Below are 25,211 nucleotides of genomic sequence, written 5' to 3'. Positions count from 1 at the left end.
CGGATCATCCCAACAGATCCCTAAGCAAAGCCGCACACTGATGGGCCTGCTCCGCAGGCCACTCCACCACAACCGCACCACCGGCGCGGGGAATCTCGATGCGGATGGTGCTACGCTTGTCTGAAACGGATTGGTTGCTCGGTGCAGAGGCCACTGCTGGCAGACGGACCGGAACGAATTCAGGTGTTTCCGGAGTTTTAGCCGCCCTTCGCGCTTCGCTCATCCAGCGCCGGACCATGTTGGCGTTGAGGCCGTTATCCAGCGAAATCCGGGAAACAGACGCCCCGGGCCTCAGACATTCGGCGACGATACGAGCCTTCAGCTCTTTGGAGTAACGACGACGTTTTTGGTAGGGCTTGTTTACGCTTATGTTGGTCATGTTAAGTGTCCACTTAAAAATAAGTGGACACTATCCTGACGGCCGCAGCGCCTGGCTCAAGATGGGATTACCGGACGGTTACGCCTCTGTCGCAAAAGAGCAAAGGCAATCCGAGGCTGCCTGATGGGAGCTGTGTTCCAACCACACAACAGAAGGAGACCCCTCTGTGATCGATCTATCTGCAACACTGATTGGCTTTGCCAGCTTTGTTCTGGTGGTACTGGCCATCTGCGGCGCCGCTTACTTCAAAGCAGATCGCCTGGAAGACTGGTTTAAAACCAAATTCGTGAAACGGCCAAACCGAACCCCGTAGAAGGTCCGGAACACCAAGCCCAATGATCAAATGGCATCACGCGTCACATCCTTAATAAGTTCACTGGGCACGAATTGCATACAGTGCAATTGTAATTGCAAATTTTGGATAAATTGCACTCTTAATTGCACGTAAAGCATTGGCTGGGCTATTCCCTCTTGTCTGCCTCCCAGTAATAACGAGAGCCTGCACCGTGACCTGACTGGTTGACCCGGCCAGTTTCTGCGGCCAACTCCCTCATCAGCGTGGTTACTTGATTACGGGAATACTTGGTGATTTTGCGCACTTCAGCATTTCTCAAGCCTTCTTCACCGCGCTTCGCACGTTCCATCAGAATACTGAGCACCCGGGTTTTCGCGGCATCCCAGCCAATACGACGGCGGGCTTCGCTGTGGCCGTCGTCAGCCAGGCGATTGTAAAGCTCTGGCTGGATGCACCAGTAGGCGCCCCGGCCGGTACCACCATGTTCGATGTAGCCAGCCGATTCCATTGTGGATAACTTTTCGCGCATCTCTGCTTCGCCACGCTGGCACAGGTTGGCGGCAGTGTTGGTGTCTATTTCCGGATGGTGGAGCAGGTACTGCAGAAGCATCAGCTCATCCACGCCCAAGGTACGCCCACGTTCACTTTCCTCCGCCACAAACAGACGGAAGGTGGCGTTCAACTCCCGTTTGGGAAAGCTGACTTGAACTGACTCGCCAATTTCCCGGATCTGGGGTGGCTCTTTGCCTTCCATTAGCAAGGCGGAGAACATGCGGTTAATACCGAGGTTGCTGCGGTTTACCAGGCGCAGCCGGGTAAGGGCCTCAACCAGCAAAGGGTTTCTGGCAGCCGGTTGGTGGTGGAGAATATTGTTAGGAGTGATTCCGGCAATAAACCCGCCGTTATTACTGATTTCCAACCGGTCGGCATAGAGCTTAACCATCACCGGCCCCGCTATGCGCAAATCGGCATGGCAAAAGGCATTCATCAGCGCCTCACGCACGGCAATTTCTGGCCAGGTGCGGTATTCGTAGTGGAACATGCCCTGCTTGTAGGTGGTGATAGGATTAAAGGGCACCAGAAGTTCTTCGATGCGCTGTACGGACAAGGGCAGTGCACTGACCCGGTCTTCCCGGATGCCGTAGTCGGTATCAGAGGTCATTTGCAGGAAAGTCCAGTTATGGCCGGGCAGGTATTCCCGAATAGCCACTTCAGTGCCGGTCAGCAGGATCGCCGCCCTGGTAAGCTTGCCCTGTTTGATCAGCCCCAGGGTGGACAGCAGCTCTGCGTCAGACAAACGCAGCAGATCCTCTGGTGCCCGTTCCCTGCTGGCCTGGTTGCGCAATGCTTCCAGCGCTGTGGCCGACAAAAGCGAGCTGTCCACAGGGGCAACGGGCTCGGCGGTATAGTCAGTCTCGCCGGTTTCCACACTGATCTTACGGCGAACGGTGCCCGTCAGCGGAACGCAATCTTTACTGACTCGGATGGTGCCCCGCCCTGCAGTGTCCGTGTATGGCGGCATACCGGGGTGAATCTGCATCAACAGTACCCGGCCAGTGCCTTCCGGTACGGCCAGTTCTTCGAACACCGGCATTATTTTCGGGTCAGTCTGGTCGTATACCGCTTTTTTCAGGAGATTGGCGTCTATTTCCTGTGGTACGCCCAGGATAGCGTTGTTCCGCCCCTGTATGCGATCAGCCACGCCAAACACCACGGTACCACCGCCACCATTGGCCATGCACACGGCCATCTGCACTACCGTTCTGACTGCGTTGTCACGGCTTTTCAGGTCCCACTGTTTGAAGTCTAGGTCCTGGCTTTCCAGCTCATCTGCGATGCAGTGGTCAAGCTCCGGCAGCAGTGCCTCGATGTCGGCGAGGGTTCGCATGTTTCAGATGCACTCCTTTTTAATGGAGATCGGGCGTTGTTCTAAGGCAAATAATCGAGTTCCTGGGAACGACTGCCCAGAGCGCTCCCTCGTATTACTTTCACTCAACTTCCGTAGGTTTGTATTTAATAAACGTCACCTCAAAAGCCTTGCTAGACCGAAACTCCTGCAACCGATTAGCAAATGCAAAGGCTTCATTCATCTCATAGTGCTGAAAGATATCCAGTCCCCTGTCCAGCGATATCTTCCAACCGTGGTCCGTGACGATATGGCGGGCGTGAATGGTGCCACTTTCATCAAACTCCCAGGTGAAGTCGATGCCCACGGTGTGAGCGGATTCCTGGATCTTTTCAAAGCTCTCGTCTTGCAGGTCACCCTTGAACTCATCTCGAACGGTGATGAGGTGAACAGTCACTTCATCCTCTTGAGACTTGTTTTTCACAATCGCTTCGAGAAATTCCATGAAGTTGCGGATCTGGTAGAAAAGCCGGATGTAGGGGTCTGTAACGGTGATCTTGCAGGCTCCCCTCAGGTACGGGCCGAACAAGTCGTCGAATGAGATGCCCTTCTGATTCTCCTGAAATGTCAGGTGCTTTTCTTCAGGCTCCGATTCAGACACTGGGTCTGCCGGCTGAGCCTCGCTGGGCTTTGCTTTTGCGACATCAGAAGCCTGATGCGTGTTGTCGCCGCTCTCTTCCGACGCCACCGTCCGATGGTAATAGCTCGGATACTCTTCCTCTTCCAGCGTGGTCACCAGAACTTCTTTACCGCTCTCGTCCTGGTAAGAAAAACGAACCTCTCCGTAGGTGGTATCAATCCGTTGAAGCTGGTCTTTAACCCGCTTTCGGCCTTCAATGGAAAAGCGCAGGAGCTCTTCAATCTCATCCTCGGTCGCTCCACCCTGCGGGAACAGGATTTTCATCAACCCGGAGAATGTCTTGTTGATACCGTCCCGGTCACGAGTTGAAATATCTGAAGATAGGGTGAAGTGATCACGGTATTGGTCAGAATAGTCATAGTTCCGCATCGAGCGCAGGATCTCTGCCAGGTAGTCCACCACGAAGCCATATCCGTCGGAGAACATCTCGCCCCGGATAATATCGACCTCCCACCCAGGGATATAGAAATGGATCCGGTCCAGAAACGCCGAGTCGTAGAACTTCTCCGGCAATTCATCGAACAAGTCTGCATGCTTCAGCATGTACGGAACGGTGTGCCGTGTATTCCCGACAAATACCATGGAAGCCTCAGCACCCAGAGTCTCCACGCCCCGTGAGAAGGACTTGTTAGCCATGTAGTTCTTCATAATGTCGACCAGGGCTTTGTCGACTCGCTTCTGCTTGCCAGCAAACTCATCGAAAGCTACGCAATCCCAATAACCCACCAGCCCAATCTTGCCGCTGGAGTTATTCACAAAGAGCTTCGGTACTGTCACCTCACCGCCGGACACCAAAATCCCGTGAGGTGAAAACTCCGAGTACACGTGGGATTTACCGGTACCTTTGGGGCCAAGTTCGATCAGGTTGTAATTGCGCTCACAGAACGGAATCAGTCGAACCAGTTGGGTCAGCTTGCTGCGCCGACCAAACATATCCGGATTGAAGCCAATGCTTTGTATTAACAGGTCAACCCACTCATCGGTACTGAACTGTTGGCGGGCCGCAACGTAGGCGTCATAGTCAAAATGCGACAGCTGGATGGGTTTGAGGGTCGAGAGAATCCAGGGACTGACATTCTTGTCTTCTGCGAATTCGTATTCGATGTCCGCAATGCACCAAACGCCACTCACCAACAGCTTTGGGTGCGCTTTTACCGTTGCGGAATCGACCAATACCTTCTTGATACCCAGGTTGGAAAACTGGGCCTCATAAGCGTCTGTCTTCTCGTTCAAGGCCACGCTGATTTTATCGATGACCTTGTAACGACCTTTTTCCTTGATGTTCGAGCGCACCAGTCCAGATTCATTCCTATGGACGTAATGCTTGGCCAGAATCTCCTTTACGGTTTCTATGCCGGTCTGAATCGTGGCTTCATCGTTGGTGGCGCAATACTGACCGAGCAAATACTCCAGCACATACGATGGCACAATCGCGTTGCCCTTGACCGTTTTCACCAGATCCTTGCGGACCACAAGACCCGGGAAGTGCTGATTAATTTTGTCGTCCAGTACGCTCACTTTGATTTCCTTGTTTGTTACAGAATTAAAAAGGCAGGCCGAACATCCAACCGATCACTGACAATGGGCTCAGGGGATTAACTGCCTCATCCAGAACAGTTTCGCTGACCGCCTGCTCCAGAGCTGCATCCTCAATTCCCGAATCGATCACCATATCACCATCAAAGCTTGCGGCCACTTCTGAGGTCGCCACAATCCCAACATCCGGGTTCTCCTCGATAGCCGCGCTAATGTAGCTACTGCTATCTGTAGCCTTGAGCTGAATCTCCTGCACGATGTTATCGCCGTCCATAATGGCCACATCCGTTACCGGATGGTTTGTCGCCTCGAACACCTGGGCCTCTACCCCTTGGGCTGACAACAGTTCTACATATTCCTGCTCAAACAAGATACCTTTGACATGGCTGACGTGGCCGGCGACAGAGTCACCATCAATTGATGAGAAATAATCGATAATCTCGGTATTTGATGCCGTCTCGAGCTCGCTATAACCCCGTCTGACTGCCTGAAAAACCTCTGTTGAATCGATCATTCTTCAGTCATACCGCTATCGGCTAGCAAGTCTCTAATCTGATAATTTTTGTTCTCATGAGCAATATCCTCGGCAGTATTCCCCCCGTAAGTCTTAAGAGCCAACGTTGCCCCTTTGTCTATCAACGCCTCAGCCGCTTCATAATTTCCTTTTTTCGCGGCATACATCAATGATGTAAACCCTTCACTGCTTACTTGATCAGGATTCGCACCTTTATCTATCAACAATTGGCAAAGCTTCGCACTTCCACGATTAGCAGCTCTATGTAAGGGCCACCAACCCCGGTGATCCTCAATATTCGGGGCAGCCATATGCGCTACAAGAAGTTCAGCAATCCCGTCATGGACCCCCAAGGCCACACTCAGAGCTGGATTACCTTTAGGAGACCGGCAATTGGCATCCGCTCCGTGCTCCAGGAAAAGCTTCACCGCCTCCAAATCCCCACGACGTATAGCGAGAATAAGAAGCGGCGTCCCCTCTGAATCCATGATGTTGACGTTACAGCCATCACTCACAAGCTTTCGGACCGTGTCATCGTAGCCTTGCTCATAGGCCGATAGCAGTGCTGCTTCGCTGTACTTCCTGCCAAAGTGAGCTCCGCGCTCAATCAACAATTCCACGATGTCGGTGCGCTGTTTGAAATAAGCCCCGGTCAGTGCATTCCAGCCATCGCTATTGCAGATGTGGATATCCGCGCCATTCTCCAGCAAAAACTCCACGATACGGCGGTAGCCTTTGATGGCCGCCCAGATGAGTGGCGTCCACCCTCTCGAGTTGCGGATATTTACCTCAGCGCCCTTGGCGACCATCTCCTGGGCAAGCTCAAAATACTCGTACTCAAGTGCCAACAGTAAAGCACTGCTGGACTCCTCACACCGAAAATTCGGATTAGCCCCTTTCTCCAGAAGAATGGAGGCGATATCGAGGTAGCCAAGTCGAATGGCAAGCCGAAGCGGTTCAGTATCAGCCGCGTTCGGATCAAATCGTGAATCCGAAAGCAGTTCCATCGCAACATTCTTGAAGCCCGACTCCAGTGCCAAGGTGAAAGCTGTGGCACTAAGCACTCCACTCTCAATCGAGTCGTCTTCGGCCAAAGCAGCTTTAACCTCAGCCAACCGCCCTTCTCTAACCGCTTTCAGCAGCGCACTCATGTACTACCTCTCGTAATCCCTGAATCTAAAAATCAAAATCGCTGGTAAACGAGCGGCGCATCAAATACCTGAGCGATTTGTATTCCTTGTAGTGGGAGGTGCCGGCGTGCTGTTCTTCCAGCTTTAGAAAAACCTCCTGGCCATTGGCCTCATCCGCCTTTCGGCTCAGCACAAATCGTACCTGAAGCTCCCGCTCGCGGGGGTTCTCCGAGGTCAGGTCAAACGACAGCTCGTGGCTGTCCGAGATCAGCTCCCCTGACTGGGTATAAATCCCAGCCCGGAGGTGGCGAGGCTGTACTTTCTCGGTAACCGGTCCGGACTGATACAAGGTGACGGCCAGTTGGCCGGAAGTGATCACCGAGCTGGCCCCACGCAGGATGTCCACCTCAACGGCGCTGACATCACTCTGGCGCTTCTTGTTAACCTTCAGGACTGGAATCACAACCTCCTGAAGGGATGCGCCGCCATGCACAAAGCGGCTGCCAGAGCCTTTAAGACGCAGCCGGTTGATGGACTTGGGAATCTGCACTTCCATCTCGCCGTCCAGCCCAAGCTGCTCAGACGAGAAGTGATGGAAGGCCGGAGAGGCGGACAGCCCCTTACCCAGCACGAACCGACGGTCCCGGTAGCGAATATCATCGCCAGAAACGGCATCGCCCAGGAAGTCACTCTCATCCAGCTCACGGTTCTGGTAAATAAAACCGTGGTCAGCGGTGATCAGCAGGTTATTGGCGTTGGCCGCCGTGAGCTTCTTGATCAGACGAATCAGATCACCCAGGGTTTGTTCTGCGGCTTCAAAGGCCTGCCCCTCTGAATGCATCTTGTCACCGGTGTGATCAATGCGGTTGTGGTAGATGTACAGCACATCATTACCCTTGAGCAGCTCCCGGCTGTCTTCCCGGTTGAGCTGCATAAAATCCTCCGCCTTGACGGCCTGGCCCCGTCCATCCAGGGCAGCCTGTAAGATTTTTGTTCGGTTGACCGTACCCTGTGAGCTTTGGCCATCCACCAGTACCGTGCCGGTATCGTTGTCGGCAATCGCCAAGGACTTGTTGGGCAGCAGCGCCGCCATGCCGAGCTGCGTATAGCTGGGAAGGGTCGAGAGAGCCGGCTCGAGCTCCGCGCTGTAGCGATCTTCCTGCCGGATAAGGCCGAGCAGCTCGTCACCAATCTCGTAGCGCATGGCGTCGGAAATTATCACACAGATCCGCTTGTCCTTGCGCAGGTAAGGGCGAACCCAGTGCTCGAAAAAGGCCTTTTGCTGAACGACCGGATAGGCCTCCCAGCGCGTCGCTGCGTCCACGTGAACCTGAAAACCATCGCCCAGCTTGAGCAGGTAGTTGTTGGAATACAGGTTCTCCACCTGCTCACTGAGATCGCCCATCAACGATGCCTGGCCGGACATGCGCACATGGTAGGTAAACTTGCGGTAGAGCTGATCCAACTGGAACCAGGAACGGCTGTATCGCTGAACGCCGTCGGAGAGGCTGTCCATGGTGAGACGAGCCTCACCCAGCATCTGGACAAAACGGGCCGCAAACTCAATGGCTTCATACAGGTGGCGGAACTCCCCGTACCAATGGCCCTGCCGCCGCTGCCGCACCCACAGCGCCACATCGCCACTAGTGACCGTGCGGCCTACCACCGCCCGCACCAGGTCACTGATAATCTTCTGGTCGATTAGCCGGAAGTAGTCCAGCTCAACCAGGTCCCGGAAATCCCGCTTACCCAGATCCTGCTCAATGCCCAGCACGTCGGCACACTCGGCAGACAGAGTTTCAAACCCCTGCTCGAACTGCCGGCTGTCTTTCCAGCGCTTGAGGAACACCAGGGCATCGCCGGTCAGTTTGACCTCGCCATCGGTACCCATGGCGTAGCAGGACTTGAACAGCTCGATCACAAAATCGCGCAGGCTGGGTCCACTGGCCGCATAGCCGTAGAAACGGGCCAGTTGCTCCCACAGGAAGCTATCCAGACCGCAACGCTCAATCAGCCGAATGCCATCATCGCGCTCTTCCGCCAGTTGCTGCAGCAGGGTTTCCACCACCGAGTCCATACGGGGCTCGCTACCGGCACACACGGCCAGCATCTTCAGGCGCAGCTGGCCGGCAGTGTCGTCCGATTTCAGAAACTTCTTCAAAGCCTCTTTGCGCTTGATCGCCTGGAAAAATTCCGCGTGGGCCTGGGCCACCTCGGCAAACTCGAGTCCCAATTCCAATTCAGACAGCCAGATAGCCACCTGGTCAGTCCGGAACTCGCCGTGGGCCAACTGCACATCCAGCAACCAGTTATCCAGATCCTCCGGTTGCGGTCCTTCTTTGTACAGAAGGAACTTCTGGTCGGGTGACTCCCGCAGAACACGATATTTCAGAGCGTACTCGTTGTTGGCGATTTCCAGCTTCTCCACGTGCGGGATGGAAACCGCCTCGAAGTCACCGCGCAGCTCGTGTTTGGTGTCATACCAAAATACGATTCGGTGCTTATCGAACAGTCGGCTCAGAGCCTGGCTAATACGGTCACTCATTGGCTTAACCCGGTAATCTTTTTCAAAGCGTCGCCAAATTTCGGATAATTGGCCTTCACCCCGTCATCGAGATCGATTTCCACCTGCTCGGTAGCCAGGGGATAAAGTACATCCCGCTCGTAGTCATCCAGCTCGGCGAGGATTTTGTTGATCTTCTCGATCTCTTTCAGGGCCTTGGTCTTATCACCCTGGGAGGCCCCGGCGCTGATACTGACGGCCTCCAGATGGTTTTTCCGGGCTTTCAGCTTCTCGTCCTTGAAATCCCGCAGGTACTCCAACACCGTGCCCACGGTGTGTGGCTGGTAGCGATGCATGTAGATCAGCGTATTGAAAGAGCCCTTGGGAGAGGAGAACAGCCAGTAGATGGGCCGTTTCTTGTAACGGCGCACGTGGTCGTTGTAGAAGTCCTTCAGGAAGTACTTGCGGATGTCCTTACCCAGCGCCTGCTCGACAAAGCGGAGGTTTTCGTCATAGTGTTCTTCGCCAAAGGCGATGCGCAGGAATTCACGGAAGCGCTCAGTGATGTCGTCAGTGAACCAGTCGCCATCGAGCATGGGGATGACATTGTCATCGTCCGCCGGGAAGCTCGGCTCCGGAACCCGCTCCAGGTAGTCCTCAATGGTCTCTCCCTGGTTGGCCAGGATCAGCCCCGGTTTGTCCAGCGCATAGCGGCCAAACATGCATCCCACGGCGTAAGAGACCAGATCCCGCATAGTGTCGGCCAGAAGCAGCGCCTCCAACTCTTCCTCACTTTTGTTGCTGCCGTAGCGGTAGTGGGGGTTGCAGGTCAGAGTGATCTCATCCAGCGGTACATTTGGTGTCAGCTCATCGTGTAAACCGTAGGATTCGATGAAGATGCGATTGTTCTCTTCCTCGAGTTGCTGTATCTCCAGCGTCATTTCCTGCCAATCTGCGCGGAGCTTTTGATAGGTAGCCTTCAGAGTTGGCTGAAGGTAGTCGGGATTCAGGAGCGGTAGACCAGTGAAGTCCCAGGAGGTTTCGTAGGAATCCCAGTCTAGCTTTGACTGGTTAATAAGAGCTTCTGTAACATCCCGGTAACTGATTTCGGGATTAAGAAGCAATGGAAACTCAGAAATCTGCCCAACTCCAAAGTGAATTGTAGGGCACAAAACATCAGTAAAAGGCTTGGACACACAAGAATTCAGAAAAGCCAAAATTCCGTAGAGTTTATCGCTTGAATAGATAGCAGGCCCTGAGTCAGTCGGGATACTGCCTTCTGGAGTGAACCTTGAAGACAGCCTCCCCGTAGAAACGTCATTCCAAGAAACACAAGTTTTAAAATATGCTTTCTCATTCCTAATAACGGCCAATGGATTGCCACTTTTGTCCGTTCGACTTCTTATGCTGTCGCCATTGTCAGCCCAGTAAATGAGATTATCATTGTTTCCGTACCACTTTCTGAAAGGGCCGCCCTTAGTAATTGGAAACCATACCTCGCCACCATTCTTAGAAAAACTATCTTTTTTTACTTCCCAATGGTATCTATAAAAAATATCAGTTCCACTACAACTCAGCCCTTTCTTAGCTGCGCTCCCAATCTTTTCACCAGAAAAGAAGGAGTTGCAAAAAGAAGGCGACGCCCAGTAGGCAATCGGCTTGCCAGGAATCTTCTTGAAATCCGCCGCGGAGGCCTGAAAAAGATAGTTTTCAATAGGTTGACTGGTATCAATTGCCTGTTTGTTATTCATCGCCTTTCTCCGAATCGTGCTCCTCAATAGATGTATTGACTTGCTGCCAGTCATCCGCAACCGCCTTCCAGTCCACCTCGCGCTCGACCGTCTCTCCGTCGCTATCCTGACCTGACCACACGGCCCAGAAGTCAGGGTCATCCGATTTTGGCCGATGGTGCTCAGGAAGTTGGTTCATCTGCACCAGTACCGGCAGCTCCGATGCCCAGCCGAGCAATATGGCGTGTCGGGAGGGGAGCGAGGGCAAGTCTCGCAGCAGGCCTCGCAGATTATCGGGCACTAGCTTGTGGACCAACTCTTGGTCGCGGTCGTTACTGATGCGGTGCATCAGGAAACTATTGCACTGAGAAAGTACTGTGGGAGAAAGCTCACTAGGACGTTGCGAGGACAGCACTAAACCCAACCCGAACTTGCGGCCCTCGCGGGCGATCTTTTCAAACACCTGACAGCATATGGCTGCAGAACTTTGGTTTTCTGCGTCATCCTTGTAGCGCTTGATGAATGTGTGTGCTTCTTCCATCACCAACGCGGTCGGCAAAATCTTTCCGTGGTTCAGCTTTCGATAACGTTGCTGGGCTTCCAGCGTCATGCGCGCGATAACCGCGGTGATGATATGCACCACCTCTGCGGGCACCAGCGAGAGATCGATGATGCTGACGGAGCCGTTGGAAGCTCCGCTGTCGCCGATGTAGTCCCTCAACCAGGCATCCAGAGTAATCTGATTCTTGTCACCCATTACGGACTGAATACCAGAATCGGAGAGCATGGTTCGGATGCGCATGACCAAAAAATCGACAAACTGAGTTGCATTCTCTTGTTGCGCAACAAGATCTATTTGGTCGGCAAAGCTGGTGCTATTGAACGGTAGCGGGCAGTTTTCATCAGGGCCCTCTTGGTAAACGACTCCTCCCAGCTCGTTTACAAGTACTTCAATCGCGTCACGAATCGCTGCAATATGGTTTTCAGTAAACGCCCGGAAGTAATGATTTCCTGGCGGGTACTCTTTAATCGTTGAGTTTATGGCGGACTCTAATGCGGCTGTCACCGCAACGAATTCCTCGGCGTACTCTCCAAAATCAGCCTTGATCGCATTAATGTCGTCAAGATACGCCTTGAGCCTGAACCCGAACTTCGTTTCTTCTGTCTTCTCAATACCATTTCGAATGGCCGCTTGTACTTGAACGAACAACGCTGACATTTTTCGACGAAGCTTGATCTTTTCCTCTTCTGTAGTACGTGCGAGCGAACCATCGGCAGTCCTAACTTCTCTTAAAGCCCTTCTAAGTATTGGTCGCTGCGTCTTTCCGCTAGCCTGGGTAAACGCGCTCCACTCCGCGCTGTTCCAGAACCACAACGGCACCTGTAGCTGCTCGATACCTTCGCTGGGCTCAACAGCAAACACCCGAACCTTGCTCATGTCGCGAAAGGTGTTGGCATACTCGCCATTAGGGTCGAGCACTATGAAGCGGGCATTCGGGTCACTCCCGTCACCACGAGCTTTTTTTGCCGCGTCCATGGACCAGCGGATCAAACCCGCAACTGAGCAGGATTTTCCACTGCCGGTGTTCCCAAGTACTGCTAAATGGCGACCAAACAGCCTATCTGGGTCAACCGCCACTTCCGCGTTCGCGGCCAGAGGGCTGGTTCCGATCATTACGTGGCGGTTATCGCCTGACTCGACGATGGCGCGTAGTTGATGTTGGGTAGGGAGCAGGACCGAATCGCCCACTGTTGGATAACTCTCGACCCCACGCCGGAAACGAAACCTCTCTTTGCCACTCTCTTCGCTGCCATCATAAAACAGACAGCCCAACGGATTCAGGCTCATCTTGCGCAAAGGATAGGGTAAGTCCACCAGACCAAAGTCCTGCATGCCTCGGCGTTTGGGGTACTGAGAGCGCTCGATAGTGATCCACTCCACCTGGGCGACCAAATGGCCTTCATCACTGGGAATAAGCACATAGCCGTTAATGCGAGGAAATGGGCGCGGTGTGCCGGTATTGAGCGCAACACCGTCGGGAGCCTCGATTTCCAGAAGGACTTTGATCTCATCGGGCGAGACAAAGTCAATGGTCCCGATGCGCAGAGAGTCAGCGTAAGCCAGTGGAGACAGACTCATAGCGAGCCCTCCCCGTCAGTAGATTGATCCTTTTCCGACGAGTGTTGATCGCCTGGGCGTTCCGTCCCCCATCGTTGCTTAAGCAACTCGCTCATACGGAAGGTGGTCTTGTCGATTGCGGCCTTGGGCAAGTAGTTTTCAGTCAGTGTGCTCAGGTCGGCCAGTGCCGGACCGATCAGCAAACTAATCTGTGATGGCCTGCCTATCTCCTTGTAGGTCTGCATGATGCGACCGAGCGGGTCGTCGTAAGAGATAACGACCAGATGGGTTGAGGGGATGGTGAGCATATCTCGGATTACGCGATTGATATGCTCATCGCCAAAACTGTAACCGTAGGTCACCAGTGTACTGTTAGGACGGCATACGGCTGCTGCGAGATCGCGAAACAGCTCCACGTAGGGGTAATCTGAGGTTTCTCTATCCTTGGCTGCGTTTGGATAGATCATTAATTTCTGGGCAGTGGCGTCACCAAGACCAGGGGCTTGTAAATAAGGGTCGACGCTGCCGGCGCCGAAAGGCAAACCGAAACGGCGAATGTCTTTGCCGGTCTGCAACCAGTCCACCGAGCCATGCAACTTGGTATAGCGCGCTACGCCTTCCAGATAGCGTGGCTCACCGCGAATACCGGGTGGGTTGTAGTGCATGTCCAGATCCAGACGCGAAGAGCGGAAGATCGGCATGAGGTTGCCCAGAAAACGGTCCAGCAGGTGCAGGCCAGCCAGCTCTGCTCCGGCTTCTATCAGCCGGTCGTAGTTGGTGGTAAAAATGTTCAGGCGATCACGAACCCCGGTGCGGCTTGCAAAGCTCATCAGAAAGGTGACCAGCGTATTGAAAGCCTGCTCGCGCCTTGCTTCTTCCGACGAAGCAATTGACGTTTCGTTTTTCAGTATCGAGGCTGAAAAATCCTCAAGGGTTTTTTCGATACGCTCTTTCAACGCTCCGCTCTTGTCCGATTCGACGATTTCCATGCCACGCAGTAGTTCGTTCGCAACACGCAGATCATCCTCGATATTGGCTTCCGCTCGCCCCACCTTGGGCGCTTCTTTGTCTGCCGCTGCAAAAATTTTCTCGCCTAGATCACCAAAGTCATATCCAGTTCGATCCATTCCATGTGCACCAGAGCCCGTAGCAATACGGTGCACGGCATGGGTTATTCCGGAACCAATCAACAGCGAGAGGTGCTCCGACTGAACCAGAGAAGTAAGCCAAGGCTCGATGCGGTTTCGCAAGTCTTTCTGGTCGAACTCGTCGGACTTCAACCAGGAAACATGTTTTCCCGGCTGCAGCCTAAAATTGTCGCCGTCCGCAGCAAACTGTAATGGCCCATGGTCATCTCTAACTTTGAGGATATTCAGCGGTTCTTTTTTCTCGCTCATTGTGCACTCCCTTCAGATACTCGCTGCTTCATCATGGCGATGATATTTTCCACTCTGCGCAGCAGGTCATCGTAGGTCATGATGTCGACCATGTTGGCGTATTTGCGGCGGATGATTTCGAAGTCAAAACGCTGTTCGTCAGTGAAGTCTTTGTCACGCCCCAGTAGGATCAGGGCCTTGGGGTTTGTGATCTTCATTTGAATATCGACCGGGAGCTCGTTTTTGTGCTTTTTGTATATTTCCTGTTCACCGGTACAACCCCACTTGCTGAGGTGGAACAGGTACTTTTCGGCCTGCATGACGGCTCCGGCCAGTTCGGTTCTCGGTGTATGGTTGTCCCGGTACTTGTGGCGAGATAGCAATGCATCTGAAAATGGCTTCTTGACCTCGATAATATCGACGCTTCCATTGGCATCAACCAGCATCAGGTCTATGTAGCGGTTGGTTGCCCGGCCCGGCTTCGAGTAAAAATCCTTGATCTGGACGTTTTCTAGAACAGCGATGTACTTGGGGAAGATGAAAAGCAACAGGTCCAGGATTTTCCTCTGCCAGTCCTTTTCCTGGTATTCCTCAGCTTCCCGCAGCATCTCTTTCAGCTCGGCGTGGATGTATTCGAACTTTTGCAGCTCGAAGGTCTCTAGAAGACCTCCCCGAGATGAGGTGACAAGCCTGGACTTTTTCTCCAAGTATTTGTTGAGGTGCCGCTCTGCATCCGAAAGGGTTCCGAAATAATCCTTCAACACTCGGGCGATACGTGATCGGGCGTAGTGGGTCAGCTCAGTGCTTGTTGGGAATGTCTTCAGAAGTTGATCAAAATCGGCCAGCGGAATCGCGCTTTCGTCAGCGCCACCTACTGTGATGGGCTCATCGATCAACTCATCAATTTTGCGGAAAATCGAAATATCCCGGTTGGCAACAAAAGTTCGCGGCTCTAGCTTCATTGCCCGGTCGAGCCGCAAATCGTACTTCAGCCCCAGAACATCTTTGTTAACTTTGTAGTAGTCACCCTCGGATACTCCCAGCACGAATACGCGTTCACTGTCGTCGTCAATCTGGAGCGGCTTGCCTATCGAGGCGAGACCGGAGTTTGTGAAGGTGAACGTTCTGCGCAGCGTGACGCTGCCATCCTGTCTGAGCTTTTCATCCAGCCAGCGGGTATCGTTGAATCGGTCAGGCTGGTAAGTCAGCAGCAAACGGGCTTGCTCCTTGAATATCCTGATCACAGCCTGCCTCCTCTGTCCGCGTTTATTTCGCCCACAGTAGTGTTGGTGCCCGACCAGAACTTTATGGCCAGGTCGGTGAAGGTGGCGAAATCGTCGGACCGAAAGTTACAGGTCATGCTCACCGGCTCCGCTCAAAGGCCTTGGCCATCATGGCCATCTTCTCAGCTTCCGAATTGCCATCGACCAATCGGAGAAACGCGCCTCGATAGTTCGGCTTATGGGCGTTCTCGAGCACGAAAGCAGTCGTTGAGACCACTTCGCCACCGATGCTGTCAAAGGCTCGCGCGCCCAAATGAGCCATCGACAAAATAGTGTGTTGATTGAGAATGCGGCCGCGCAAAGCTTCAAAGGAAGACAGAAACATCCAGCTTTGCATCGTGATCATGGCGACAGCGCCGCCAGTTACCGCCATATCCAGATTACGTTCTATGAACATGGCAAACAGGTCGGACTTGCTCTTTGGGTAGTTCTCCTTGGCCCAGGCACCAAGCCGTCCATTCATACCTTTGCCGCCCATATAGGGCGGGTTGGCGACGACCACGGCGTAGCGCGGGCTCAAGGCTTCTGCCATGCGCAGTACTTTCAGTACTTTGCTGTGCGTGTCGGCCAGGAACAGGTTACTACCCAGATTCTTGGTCTCCAGCTCGGCCAGCGCGTCAGTCACGTTGGTAAGCTTGGGCAAGATCAGGGAGCCGAAGTTGTCAGCCTCCTCGAATTGTTGCAAGGTTTCACGTAAGCCCTGGGTGAACAGGTCGCGGCCCACGGCGTTCATGTACTCTTCCAGTTCATCTGGAGTGAAGCTAACTTTTTCCAACACGCAGATGTTGGGCTTGATGCCTTTGTTGAAAAAACGCCGCTGACGCGCTCGGGCTTTCATGGTCAGAGCGAAGGCGGCCAGCTCACCGGCGCGCTCATCCAGCTCAATACCGTAAAGGTTGTGTGTCAGAATCTTTTCCGGGATTTCGGACGGCTCGTAGCCTTCTTCTTCATAAATAGCGTAGAGCAGATCGAATGCGTAGGTCAGCATATGGCCGGAGCCGCACGCCGGGTCGCAGACCTTAATGTCTTCCGGGCCGTTGATTGTCAGAAAATCGGTTTCGGCTTCGTCCGGAGCAATGTAATACTTGAGCCGCTCGATCAGCCGTGAGTTTGGTCTGTTCAGCATCCACAAGCGGCCGAGGGAGTTGTCCACCAGATAGCGCACAATCCAGTGCGGCGTAAAAAGCTGGGTGGCAGCGGGGATATTGGCCGGCGTGATTTTCTGGTTTTTCTTCAGCGCCTCGAATACTTGATCCTTTTTCTCAGAAATATAGAACTGGTACAACCAGCCAATCACCTCAACATCTTCACAGGCGTCCGGTGTCATGGCTTCGCGGGTATAGGCCAGAATGGAGTTGCCTGAGAGCAGATCATCCGGCATCAAAAGCTCAGTGTAATCATCAATGCGCTCGAACAGGAACGGCATCGCGCTGTGCCAATAGTTACAGGCGGCGACGACTAGCAGGCGGTAGGCTTCCCCCTGGGGATCCTGGCTTGGCGTTTTACCGTCCAGCAACGCGAAGATTTTCTGGCGAGCCTTATCTGGAACGATTTCTTCATCGATATGCCCCATTTTGGCATCTGCCAGGATCTCCGGCTGGAACTGCCCCTCTGCAGGAGACACCACGCCAACCCGGTTATAGCGGTTCACGTCCATAAACCGTAGAGCGGAAAATCGGTTGAACCAGATATAGGCTACCCGCTCGATAATTTGCTCTTTGCCCTGCTCCGCTATCGCCTCTTCCAGCTTTCTGACGGATTCAGGCCTCTCCCGCCTTGCGGGGTTCTCTTCCGACAAAACCAGCTTGAGCTTGGCTGAGACTTGCTCTATCAAGCTACGGCGGGCAAATTGAGCAAATTTTTTGAGCTTTGTGGTTTCCATAACTTCTTGCCTTAATGCTGATCGTTACCGGTTGTTATGCGCTGGCGTATAAACCGGCGTATATATTCACGCCCCGCGTGTAAATTAACGCGCTCGTTTGTAACTGGCCCCTTTAAGATCACCTTCTTTCTCAATCTCGCCCCGTTTCCTGAGTTTCGACAATAGCTTGTAGGCCTGGTCTGGACTGATGTGACAAAGCTCAACCACGTCTGCTCGTTTAATGCTGCCGTGAAGATCGATATAGCTCATCACCATTTGTTCCTGCTGTATGGTGTCAAAGCCTGCCTGACGCACGTAAGCGGCTTTCTCTCCCGCGCCTCTGTATACCTTGGCGCTCAGCGTATAAGTGCGACCTGCCCCACCACCGTGAGCTTTCACCAGTCCTGCTTCTACCAGCTTTTCCAGAGTGCCCCTTACGGCCGTTTCAGGTTTCTGAACAGACTTAGCCAGATCAACGGTTTTTAAACGCCGTTCATTGCGCAAACGGGACAGAATGATCAGGCTATCGATAGGCATTTCAGTGCCAGTCTGCTCTTCCCGCTCGACAATCATGCGCAGGAACTCGGCGTCCGCATCCGCTGCGCTCATGCGCACAGATACGGTGTGAGCGGATGACATGGAGTAGTCCGGTGCAGTACGCCCGTAGCGGAGCATACCCTCGAAGATCCGGTCGATGCCCCGGCCAGTGCGTTCGGCCAGGCCGATGCGCTTGATGATGTCTGCCAGCAAGGGGTTACGGGAGCGAGGGTCAGCCACCAGCAGGTTGTCCAGGTTGACGCCCTCCACAAAACCACCGGGATTGCTGATGCTCAGGCCGTCGTCGTCCAGTTTGACGTGCACGGCGCCCAGGGCGCTGTAGTCGCGATGAACCAGGGCGTTTACGAAAGCTTCCCGGAAGGCCCGGCGATCGAAGTTGGGGATGGGCACGCGAAACAGCCCGACCTGAATCTCCTCCTCCTCCACCCGGGCGCGGAACAGCAGCTCTACTTCTTCAAACGTCTCTAATAGCGGCTTGCGGTAAAACTCGTTAACCAGCACGTCGGTGCCGCGTAGTACCTGAAACGCCACCTCATGAGAGGGCAGGTGTTGTCTCAACTGCATTTCATTGCCTAGCAAGAGTAAACCGGCAACGGTTGGGCGGCGCTGCCCCCCGGTGTTCACAGTCAGCCCCAATGCACCGTCCAGCTCATCATCTGCCAAGGGCAGCAAGCTCTGGTCACCACCATATTTTTTGATGGCGTTACGGATGCGAATCCGCTGAATTGGGTCCAGGTCTTCAACGGAAAGGTTATCCACAGGCAGTGCCGAGGGATCCGTAACGCCGAGGCTGGACTCACGTTGAACGAACTCATGTGGATAAAATGGGACGGCTTCCGGTGTTCCATCCATGCGCAGGCGCCTCCGCTGCAATAGCCCCTCGGAGGTTGAGACCAGCTGCCGGGATTTCGGTACCCAAATCCTCGCAATGGGCTGGCCACCCAGTTCGTGGGGTTCAACCCGCACAGCCAACGACGGAAGCGTTTTGTTGGCAATAAGCGCTGGCAACGTACTCAGGTTACGGTGATTGGCGTGAAGGCCTGTGGGTGTGCCGTCGTCCTCCACACCCAGAAACAGATCTCCACCCTCTGTGTTGGCAAGAGCCACCACTGCCGCAATCAGTTCCCGGTCAGGCAAGCATTTCAGGTCGCTTTTAAATTCTACGGTGAGGTTTTCACCCCCTGCGATCAATGCCGGTACGTCGTGTTCTGTGTCGTGCATGTTTCTTCCTAGATTTGCACTTTCCGGCCTTGCCGAATTTCCGCGAGCAAGGCGTCACGAAGGGAGTTCAGATAACGGTCTACATCGCCCTCGTCAGCCAACCAGGCCTTGTTGAAGGCTACATGCAGGTTGCGTGACTGAATGTATTCCTCGGCTACTTCTTTGATTTCTTCTGGCTGCCAGTCATCTTCGCTAACCGTGCTCGGATCTTTTGGTTCAACCGGTTCAGCTTTTTGTTTGGCTAGAGAGACCATTTTGGCGAGCAGTTTTTGATAGCCCTGTTCTTCAAAGTACCGAAGCCGGTCTTTGATCACGGCAATCAAGGTTTCCTGGCCGATGGATTCCGTCAGCTCCAGGAAGGGTTTATTCAGCTCTTCCTGACGTGGCTCCGGCAGGGATTGGTATTCTTCCATGCTTTGCATTCGCTGTTGCATGGTTTGTAGCGACTTCTCCGCCTCGGCCCGGGTGTGCTTTACCTTTTCGTCAATTCGCTCCTGCAGGCTGTCCAGATGCCCTTTGAGCTGTTGGATGCGATTGCCCTTGTAGCACTTGGGATCGTTCAGAATGGCGCGGATCTTGGTGATCTCATCGCCTGGGACATAGATGAAGTTAGGCTCCTGGTTCTGAAGGAACGAGCGGGCCTGGTTGTAGATATCTTTTTGAGAGCCACTCATGAACTTGCGGATGGGGTCTATAACATCCTCTTTCATGTCCAACAGGCGGTCTTCCTGCTTGCCCAGCTCTGTCAGGTGCCAGGTGTAGGGCTTACCTGAAACCTCTTTCAGGCTATCCAGTACCGGCGTTAACGCATTGAGAAATGGGTACTGCTCTGCCTGTGATGCCAGCGGACTGAGCGTGTGGATCATTTCCTGGAAAGCTTCACCCGTCTCTTTGCCCAGCGCTTTTGCCTCGCTGCTTCGGGGCGGGCTGTCAAAAAAGTCCTCATAGAACGATTTCAGTGCTCTTACCTGAGAAGCGGTGAACTCAACTTGTGGCTCGAGCACGACGTTGCCTTGGCCGTGGGTGTTACGCAGGGCTCGTTCGAGCTCGCTGTCTTCCAGTATGTTGCCATCGAGGCGAACTTCTACTTTGCCACGTGCGCACAGATTAGCCAGCGTGCAAAGAATTGCTGCGTAGTACCAGCCATAGGGTTTGCGCTCAAACTTCTCCAGCAGGCTCTTCAGTGTGGTTCGGACGCCACCCCGGTTATTGCTCTGGATGAAGGCCAGAACTTCCTGCTCTGATTCCGCCAAAGCTGTTGCGTCGTTACCAAACAGCCCTTCTTCTGTACGGTTGAGACAATTACCGATGTCGTTTTCACTATAGGAGACACCACGGAGCATGCGGAGGTTGGGATAGGACCTGGTGATCAACTCGTGAAAGCCACGGATGATGCGTGACTGGGCGTCTTCGTTCGAGACTTCAACATCAGCACCGCCGATCATGAGCTTGGATTTACCGAGCAGAAGCTGTACCTGCTGCCGCAGACGGGCCTCACGTTCCCGGTTCTGGAACCCCTTATCGTTCAGGATTCGTTTTACCGCTTCCTGCTGAGTGACCGAGATATTCTGTTTGATGTATTTCTCGGTGCGTTTGAACATGAGCAGGTCGCGCACCAGGCGTTCGTCTGACGGCATCACGACAAAAAGCTCGTCCGCCTTGTAGGTGGAAGCGGTACGTAGCATTTGTTCGTTGTCTGTGTGCTCATGGAACGGGCTGATCACGTTTATGGACAGCTCGTGTTCACGGCCATGCAGACGGTCATCCAGTTTGCGGGAATACGGGTAATCCTGACCTGAGTTCTGTGAGGACTCGGTATCGTAGCGAATCTTGCGCTGCTTGATGATGAAGTCGAAGATGATCTTTTCCAGCTCATCTTCGACAACCGATGATTCAACCTCTGTGTTTTTGATTTCCTCCTCAACGTCTTTTTCTTCGTCTGTGAGGTACTCGTACTGGTCACCATTGCGCTGGATATAAGTTTGTTGCTCCAGCAAGTTCAGTGCTTCCTCTACCCTCTTCCGAAGAGCTGGCAGGTCCTGATTAAAATCATCAAGCATCAGAACGCACAGGTTGCGCACTGTAGACTTGAACTCTTTGACGTATTTCACCAGGAACAGGACTTTCAGCAACCGGATAGCGAAATCGTTATCCAGATTCTTTTCAGCCTGGATGATGGCCTTTTGTATCTGGGATTTCAGTGCGGACCGGATCCCTTCGAACATCAGATCAAAGGTGGCAAGCTGGCCTACCTTGTGGTCGCCAATATGAACAGCCACCTGCTGAAAAACACCCAACATGGAACGCTCGCCCACTGAGCTGTGCTTACCCTCGAAGGCGTTATGCTGGGACAGGTTCTGAATGGCCGACTGAAACAGTGAAAACTGGTACGGCACAAAGGGATAGCTGTGGATAAAGTGGTCGCGATCCCTGAAGTTGCGATAGGTAGCAGAGCCATCCGCAAAATCGAAGAGGGTTTTAAAGTTGTTGGATTGGTCGTGGTAGAGATCTGATAGCTGGTTAACACCATCGTCGGTCTTGGTCAGCAAGCGTTTCTGGATGACTTCTGCCACGTCAGCACTGGACAACTTCATGCGGTTATTGAAACGCGCCTGAATCTTCGAAAAGTCATTCCCCTGCTGTTTGCCCATCTCGCCAACAACGTTTTTCATCTCTTCCTGAGCCGTGACGATGATCCACGCCCTGCCCCGGCACTTGGTTGCCAGGCTCTCAGCAATGGTTTGCAGGTTGGTCATCAGCTTGGTGTTGTCAGCGATGTACTGGCCCACTTCATCGACAAAAAAGTTCAGGCGGAATTCACTGTGGCCGCCCTCTTTCGCCTTTTTCTCGATGTAGCTGTTTACGTTGTCTGCAAAATCCTCAATCGATACACGGTAGTCGCTCCGGTATTTGTCGAGGATACCCATGGCAGATTGTTGGTCTTCACCGGTAACCAATGAATACGCTTTTGCAATGTTTCCACCTTCCAGAAGGGCTTGCTCCCGCCCTCTTTGCCAGGTGCGACCTGCCACCTTTTCGTATTCAGATTTGAACTGTTCGTACAGACCACGGCTGTCCAGGTCTCGCTCAAACTGCGCGATGTGGCCCTGTTTACCGAAGTAGCCACACATTTCATCGAACACTTTCACGAACACAGCCAGCAACGCATCAATCTGGGTTTTACTGATAACGTCCGCTTTCTGGTCAATGTTGAACAAAATGCTTTTGGACGGGATAGATACTGCCCGCTTGAGATCACCCCGAAGAATCTCGTTTTCACTGCACTTGGGCAGGAACAAGTCGAGAGTTGAAGCGCCATCAACTTCACGATCCTCTAGCAGCAGAGCCAGCATCTTAAGCAAATGCGACTTACCAGAGCCGAAGAAGCCTGATACCCAAACGCCATTGGCGCCCTCGTAGTTGTTGTAGGCATCAAGAAACTGCTCGAGGCGTTTTTCGACCTCGTTGGTCAGCACATATTCTTCGATTTCCAGACGGAGGCTTTCTTCGTCATCGGCTTTGATTACGCCTTCAATCGGGCGATCAACGGGCTTGAGAAAGATGTTCTTCAGTGTCATGTCACTTCCCTTCGAATGATTGCGTCCGTTCAGGGTTCGTAATGGAAAATGTTGAACGCACGGTAGTACTTGTCGTCATGCAGCCGACCAAACAGATCCAGCGAGGCGCCTGTCTCCAAGGAGTGGGTGTAGGTGCCTGGGAAAAACATCACCGTTGGCTGATCCTTGGCGGTACTTTGTAGGTTGTTGAGTACGTTGTGAGAACGTATGTAGGGGAAGACTTCGCCCACACCAGACAGGAACAGAACGTCAAATTCAGCGCCCTGGATTTTTTGAGCAATCACCGGTACCAGGTGGTGTTCCGGATCCAGAACGCCCTGCAACAGCTCTTTGAATTGTTCTTTCGAGACTGTGGATTCCGCTTCAAGCACCTGATCCCATATTCCTCTTTCCTGCAAGATATCCACAGACAGGTCGTACAGGTTGAGACTGAGAATACGGATACCGGTCTGTTCCAGCCGGTTTACCAACTGCCTTTGGAGCCGCTCCATTTCAACGGCTTCTTCGGGACGGTATGGGCAAATAAAAAACGGCACCTCATTACCCAGTCCCTGCTTATTCAGAAACCGTTGGCCTGAGACCACACTAAACAGGTGTTGATACCTGTCCTGCATTGGCATTCTGGCAATGTCTTTGCTCAAACGGATATCCTCCCGATATCAGACTCGTAGACCGGAAAATACAACAGTTCCTGCGGATTGTTGTGACGGAGCATTTCCACAAGCCCCGGACTCAACAGTACAGCGTTGATGGCATTGTCTTTTCCTAACAGACCCGCCTCTCTCAGCATTCTAAACAGCACCTGGCGCAGCTTATCCCGTGTTGAGTCGCTGGCTTTATCCAGTTCCTCATGCCACTCCGCTTTTCGGTTGTAGAACGCATCAAAGTCTTCCAGGCCCAGGTCCAGCTTCATAGCCAGAAAACGTTCATGCAGCACTTCCACTGCGAAATCCGCAACAAAACGATAAAGACGGCATACGGCAACCCACAGCAGATGAGCCTGGTCCTGGTGATTCGCTTCTACCAAAAACTTCAGTTCCTCATTGTTCAGGGTTTTCAGACGCGCTATAGCCTCGCGGCAGGTGCGTTTGGCCGTGCTTTCTGTCCTGGCCTGAAGCAGGTTTTCACTCAGGGCTTGAGTACGCACTGCTTCCCAGTCATTCAGTGCTTGATAGAGCTCTGCCAGGGGAACTGATTCCCGGTGATACAAGCTTCCCGAGGTGAAAGAAATCCTGTACCTGTCCTGCGTCATGCGCCGCGACCGCCCTTGTTCGCCTGATCCGAAGCGCCACCGCCTCTCACCCAGTCGTCTACCTCGGTTTTCTTGAATTTCCAGAATCTGCCCACTTTGTGAGCAGGCATTCGGTGCTTGTCGATCCAGCGATACACCGAATCGCTGCTCACGCCGAGGTACTGACTAATTTCATCAACCGATAACCAGCGGTCATCCAGTTCGTGCATGCGTTTGTTCCCCAATTTGATAGAGGTCGTGAGTTATCAACCGCCTATCAGGAATTGCCTAAAAAGTTAGCCACCAATATATAGCGCGATGCCACAGGTAACAACCGCACTGGTAGGCATTAGCATGCATAAGGCGAGAGAGCTTGGATCTGTCTCGACGGTACACCTTTAGTGCGACATCTGGAGTCGCTGAGATGTATTTTGAGCTTTATCCCAGGGGACAGGATCTTTCACATGTGAAAGAAATTTTCTGGTTGGATTGCGGTAAAAACTTTCACATGTGAAAGTTTTTGGCTGACAGGTGTTGACGGCAGTTGTCAGATGTTGACCAGGAAAACCACAACTTATTGATTTTAAATAAAATTAAAATTTTCTTCGGAACCCGCTCTTTCCGCCCTTTTTGGGCAATTCCAGAGGCCATGGTTTTTGATCCCCTGATTTATCTTATTCCTCGTTGTTTCACACACGAGGAGAAGAGACATGAAAGAGCAGTTCCTGACACCCAAGCCCGGCACTTCTTATGAGGAGATCAAGCGAGAGCTGAGAAAGCTGCAGACATTGCTGACCAGGCAGCATCAAAGCCAAAAGCCGATAATGTCTGTTGATGAATGCTCTGAACTGTTGGGGCTATCCGTCAGCTACGTTTACCGGCTCACAAGCGAGAAACGTATCCCCCACTACAAACCCCACGGCAAAAAGGTCTATTTCAGGAGAGATGAGATCATCGAATGGGCCCTATCCAATCGCATCACACCGGATGGTGAGATCACAGACCGTATTCGCACTCACGCACGGCGAGCTCGCAGAGGTGTGTGATGGGTATCGGCAACTTTATCAGATTTATCAACAAGCAGGATCCGACTGTTTTTGAGGGGGAACTCTCTCACTGGCCCATAAATGTGAAAGGTGCCTTCGAAAATCCGGGCCCCAGACTAAGCTTTCTGATCCCGGGAATGATCCGGGGCTCCGTTGGCGCTCTGGTAGCACCTGGGGGCGCTGGAAAATCTATTTTTGCCCTACAACTCTCAGTGTGGCTGACGTCCGGCGCGGACATACTCGGCCTTGGTGAAGCTCCTAAGAACCAAGCGGTCGCCTATTTATGCGTATTCCAGACCAAGGTT

General features: G+C 53.1%; 19 protein-coding genes. 3 read left to right on the top strand and 16 right to left on the bottom strand.

The window, feature by feature from the left end:
- Positions 1 to 4 precede the first annotated feature (4 nt).
- Positions 5 to 379, bottom strand: a complete 375-nt coding sequence (tnpA, locus tag Q668_RS13840) for an IS66-like element accessory protein TnpA (protein WP_022990217.1) — start codon at positions 377 to 379, stop codon at positions 5 to 7.
- A gap of 166 nt (positions 380 to 545) precedes the next feature.
- Here tnpA and Q668_RS17315 point away from each other — a divergent pair, with 166 nt between their 5' ends.
- Positions 546 to 692, top strand: a complete 147-nt coding sequence (locus tag Q668_RS17315) for a hypothetical protein (protein WP_022990216.1) — start codon at positions 546 to 548, stop codon at positions 690 to 692.
- Between the two features lie 148 nt (positions 693 to 840).
- Here the strand turns inward: Q668_RS17315 and Q668_RS13835 are convergent, their stop codons facing one another.
- From Q668_RS13835 to Q668_RS13765, 15 genes are all read right to left on the bottom strand, one after another.
- The gene (locus Q668_RS13835; RefSeq protein ID WP_022990215.1) at positions 841 to 2,562 is read right to left on the bottom strand and encodes an ATP-binding protein; all 1,722 of its coding nucleotides are present in this window, start codon (positions 2,560 to 2,562) and stop codon (positions 841 to 843) included.
- A gap of 100 nt (positions 2,563 to 2,662) precedes the next feature.
- On the bottom strand, positions 2,663 to 4,738 hold the full coding sequence (brxL, locus tag Q668_RS13830) for a BREX system Lon protease-like protein BrxL (protein ID WP_022990214.1): 2,076 nt from the start codon (positions 4,736 to 4,738) through the stop codon (positions 2,663 to 2,665).
- A gap of 25 nt (positions 4,739 to 4,763) precedes the next feature.
- On the bottom strand, positions 4,764 to 5,270 hold the full coding sequence (locus tag Q668_RS13825) for a hypothetical protein (protein ID WP_022990213.1): 507 nt from the start codon (positions 5,268 to 5,270) through the stop codon (positions 4,764 to 4,766).
- A complete protein-coding gene (locus Q668_RS13820) occupies positions 5,267 to 6,421 on the bottom strand; it encodes an ankyrin repeat domain-containing protein (protein WP_022990212.1) in 1,155 nt (384 codons plus the stop codon). Before Q668_RS13820 ends, Q668_RS13825 begins: the two co-directional genes overlap by 4 nt.
- A gap of 25 nt (positions 6,422 to 6,446) precedes the next feature.
- Positions 6,447 to 8,945 carry a BREX-1 system phosphatase PglZ type A gene (gene pglZ / locus Q668_RS13815; protein ID WP_022990211.1) on the bottom strand — a complete coding sequence of 833 codons (2,499 nt, stop codon included), beginning with the start codon at positions 8,943 to 8,945 and terminating at the stop codon, positions 6,447 to 6,449.
- Entirely contained in the window at positions 8,942 to 10,654 is a 1,713-nt protein-coding gene (pglX, locus tag Q668_RS17540) for a BREX-1 system adenine-specific DNA-methyltransferase PglX (RefSeq protein ID WP_264630561.1), read from the bottom strand. The genes pglZ and pglX (Q668_RS17540) overlap by 4 nt, the downstream gene beginning before the upstream one ends.
- A complete protein-coding gene (locus tag Q668_RS13805) occupies positions 10,647 to 12,773 on the bottom strand; it encodes an ATP-binding protein (RefSeq protein WP_022990209.1) in 2,127 nt (708 codons plus the stop codon). The genes pglX (Q668_RS17540) and Q668_RS13805 overlap by 8 nt, the downstream gene beginning before the upstream one ends.
- On the bottom strand, positions 12,770 to 14,149 hold the full coding sequence (locus Q668_RS13800; protein ID WP_022990208.1) for an SIR2 family protein: 1,380 nt from the start codon (positions 14,147 to 14,149) through the stop codon (positions 12,770 to 12,772). Before Q668_RS13800 ends, Q668_RS13805 begins: the two co-directional genes overlap by 4 nt.
- Positions 14,146 to 15,372, bottom strand: coding sequence for a Shedu immune nuclease family protein (locus Q668_RS13795; RefSeq protein ID WP_022990207.1), 1,227 nt, complete (start codon positions 15,370 to 15,372; stop codon positions 14,146 to 14,148). The genes Q668_RS13800 and Q668_RS13795 overlap by 4 nt, the downstream gene beginning before the upstream one ends.
- Positions 15,373 to 15,490: 118 nt before the next feature.
- The gene (gene pglX, locus Q668_RS13790; RefSeq protein WP_022990205.1) at positions 15,491 to 17,293 is read right to left on the bottom strand and encodes a BREX-1 system adenine-specific DNA-methyltransferase PglX; all 1,803 of its coding nucleotides are present in this window, start codon (positions 17,291 to 17,293) and stop codon (positions 15,491 to 15,493) included.
- Positions 17,294 to 17,377: 84 nt separating this feature from the next.
- Positions 17,378 to 19,051 (bottom strand): ATP-binding protein, encoded by a 1,674-nt coding sequence (locus Q668_RS13785; RefSeq protein WP_022990204.1) that lies wholly within the window; start codon positions 19,049 to 19,051, stop codon positions 17,378 to 17,380.
- A gap of 8 nt (positions 19,052 to 19,059) precedes the next feature.
- Complete coding sequence (brxC, locus tag Q668_RS13780; protein ID WP_022990203.1) at positions 19,060 to 22,629, bottom strand: BREX system P-loop protein BrxC; 3,570 nt, start codon at positions 22,627 to 22,629, stop codon at positions 19,060 to 19,062.
- Positions 22,630 to 22,658: 29 nt separating this feature from the next.
- On the bottom strand, positions 22,659 to 23,249 hold the full coding sequence (locus Q668_RS13775; protein WP_036220049.1) for a DUF1788 domain-containing protein: 591 nt from the start codon (positions 23,247 to 23,249) through the stop codon (positions 22,659 to 22,661).
- Positions 23,250 to 23,266: 17 nt separating this feature from the next.
- On the bottom strand, positions 23,267 to 23,881 hold the full coding sequence (locus Q668_RS13770) for a DUF1819 family protein (protein ID WP_036220045.1): 615 nt from the start codon (positions 23,879 to 23,881) through the stop codon (positions 23,267 to 23,269).
- The gene (locus tag Q668_RS13765) at positions 23,878 to 24,090 is read right to left on the bottom strand and encodes a helix-turn-helix domain-containing protein (protein WP_022990200.1); all 213 of its coding nucleotides are present in this window, start codon (positions 24,088 to 24,090) and stop codon (positions 23,878 to 23,880) included. Before Q668_RS13765 ends, Q668_RS13770 begins: the two co-directional genes overlap by 4 nt.
- 480 nt (positions 24,091 to 24,570) lie before the next feature.
- Here Q668_RS13765 and Q668_RS13760 point away from each other — a divergent pair, with 480 nt between their 5' ends.
- Together Q668_RS13760 and Q668_RS13755 are read left to right on the top strand one after the other, a co-directional pair.
- Positions 24,571 to 24,906 carry a helix-turn-helix domain-containing protein gene (locus tag Q668_RS13760; RefSeq protein ID WP_022990199.1) on the top strand — a complete coding sequence of 112 codons (336 nt, stop codon included), beginning with the start codon at positions 24,571 to 24,573 and terminating at the stop codon, positions 24,904 to 24,906.
- On the top strand, positions 24,906 to 25,211 hold a 306-nt coding region (locus Q668_RS13755), incomplete at its 3' end, for an AAA family ATPase (protein ID WP_036220044.1). The genes Q668_RS13760 and Q668_RS13755, both read left to right, overlap by 1 nt.

It is taken from the genome of Marinobacter sp. ES-1 (genome assembly GCF_000475255.1).
Classification (GTDB): domain Bacteria; phylum Pseudomonadota; class Gammaproteobacteria; order Pseudomonadales; family Oleiphilaceae; genus Marinobacter; species Marinobacter vinifirmus.
This window is presented reverse-complemented; position numbering and strand designations above follow the sequence as displayed.

Excerpts from the sequence above, each read along its gene's own strand:
- tnpA (WP_022990217.1), bottom strand. The coding sequence starts at position 379 with ATGACCAACATAAGCGTAAACAAGCCCTACCAAAAACGTCGTCGTTAC.
- Q668_RS13835 (WP_022990215.1), bottom strand. The coding sequence starts at position 2,562 with ATGCGAACCCTCGCCGACATCGAGGCACTGCTGCCGGAGCTTGACCAC.
- Q668_RS13825 (WP_022990213.1), bottom strand. The coding sequence starts at position 5,270 with ATGATCGATTCAACAGAGGTTTTTCAGGCAGTCAGACGGGGTTATAGC.
- Q668_RS13820 (WP_022990212.1), bottom strand. The coding sequence starts at position 6,421 with ATGAGTGCGCTGCTGAAAGCGGTTAGAGAAGGGCGGTTGGCTGAGGTT.
- pglZ (WP_022990211.1), bottom strand. The coding sequence starts at position 8,945 with ATGAGTGACCGTATTAGCCAGGCTCTGAGCCGACTGTTCGATAAGCAC.
- pglX (WP_264630561.1), bottom strand. The coding sequence starts at position 10,654 with ATGAATAACAAACAGGCAATTGATACCAGTCAACCTATTGAAAACTAT.
- Q668_RS13805 (WP_022990209.1), bottom strand. The coding sequence starts at position 12,773 with ATGAGTCTGTCTCCACTGGCTTACGCTGACTCTCTGCGCATCGGGACC.
- Q668_RS13800 (WP_022990208.1), bottom strand. The coding sequence starts at position 14,149 with ATGAGCGAGAAAAAAGAACCGCTGAATATCCTCAAAGTTAGAGATGAC.
- pglX (WP_022990205.1), bottom strand. The coding sequence starts at position 17,293 with ATGGAAACCACAAAGCTCAAAAAATTTGCTCAATTTGCCCGCCGTAGC.
- Q668_RS13785 (WP_022990204.1), bottom strand. The coding sequence starts at position 19,051 with ATGCACGACACAGAACACGACGTACCGGCATTGATCGCAGGGGGTGAA.
- brxC (WP_022990203.1), bottom strand. The coding sequence starts at position 22,629 with ATGACACTGAAGAACATCTTTCTCAAGCCCGTTGATCGCCCGATTGAA.
- Q668_RS13775 (WP_036220049.1), bottom strand. The coding sequence starts at position 23,249 with ATGCCAATGCAGGACAGGTATCAACACCTGTTTAGTGTGGTCTCAGGC.
- Q668_RS13770 (WP_036220045.1), bottom strand. The coding sequence starts at position 23,881 with ATGACGCAGGACAGGTACAGGATTTCTTTCACCTCGGGAAGCTTGTAT.
- Q668_RS13765 (WP_022990200.1), bottom strand. The coding sequence starts at position 24,090 with ATGCACGAACTGGATGACCGCTGGTTATCGGTTGATGAAATTAGTCAG.
- Q668_RS13760 (WP_022990199.1), top strand. The coding sequence starts at position 24,571 with ATGAAAGAGCAGTTCCTGACACCCAAGCCCGGCACTTCTTATGAGGAG.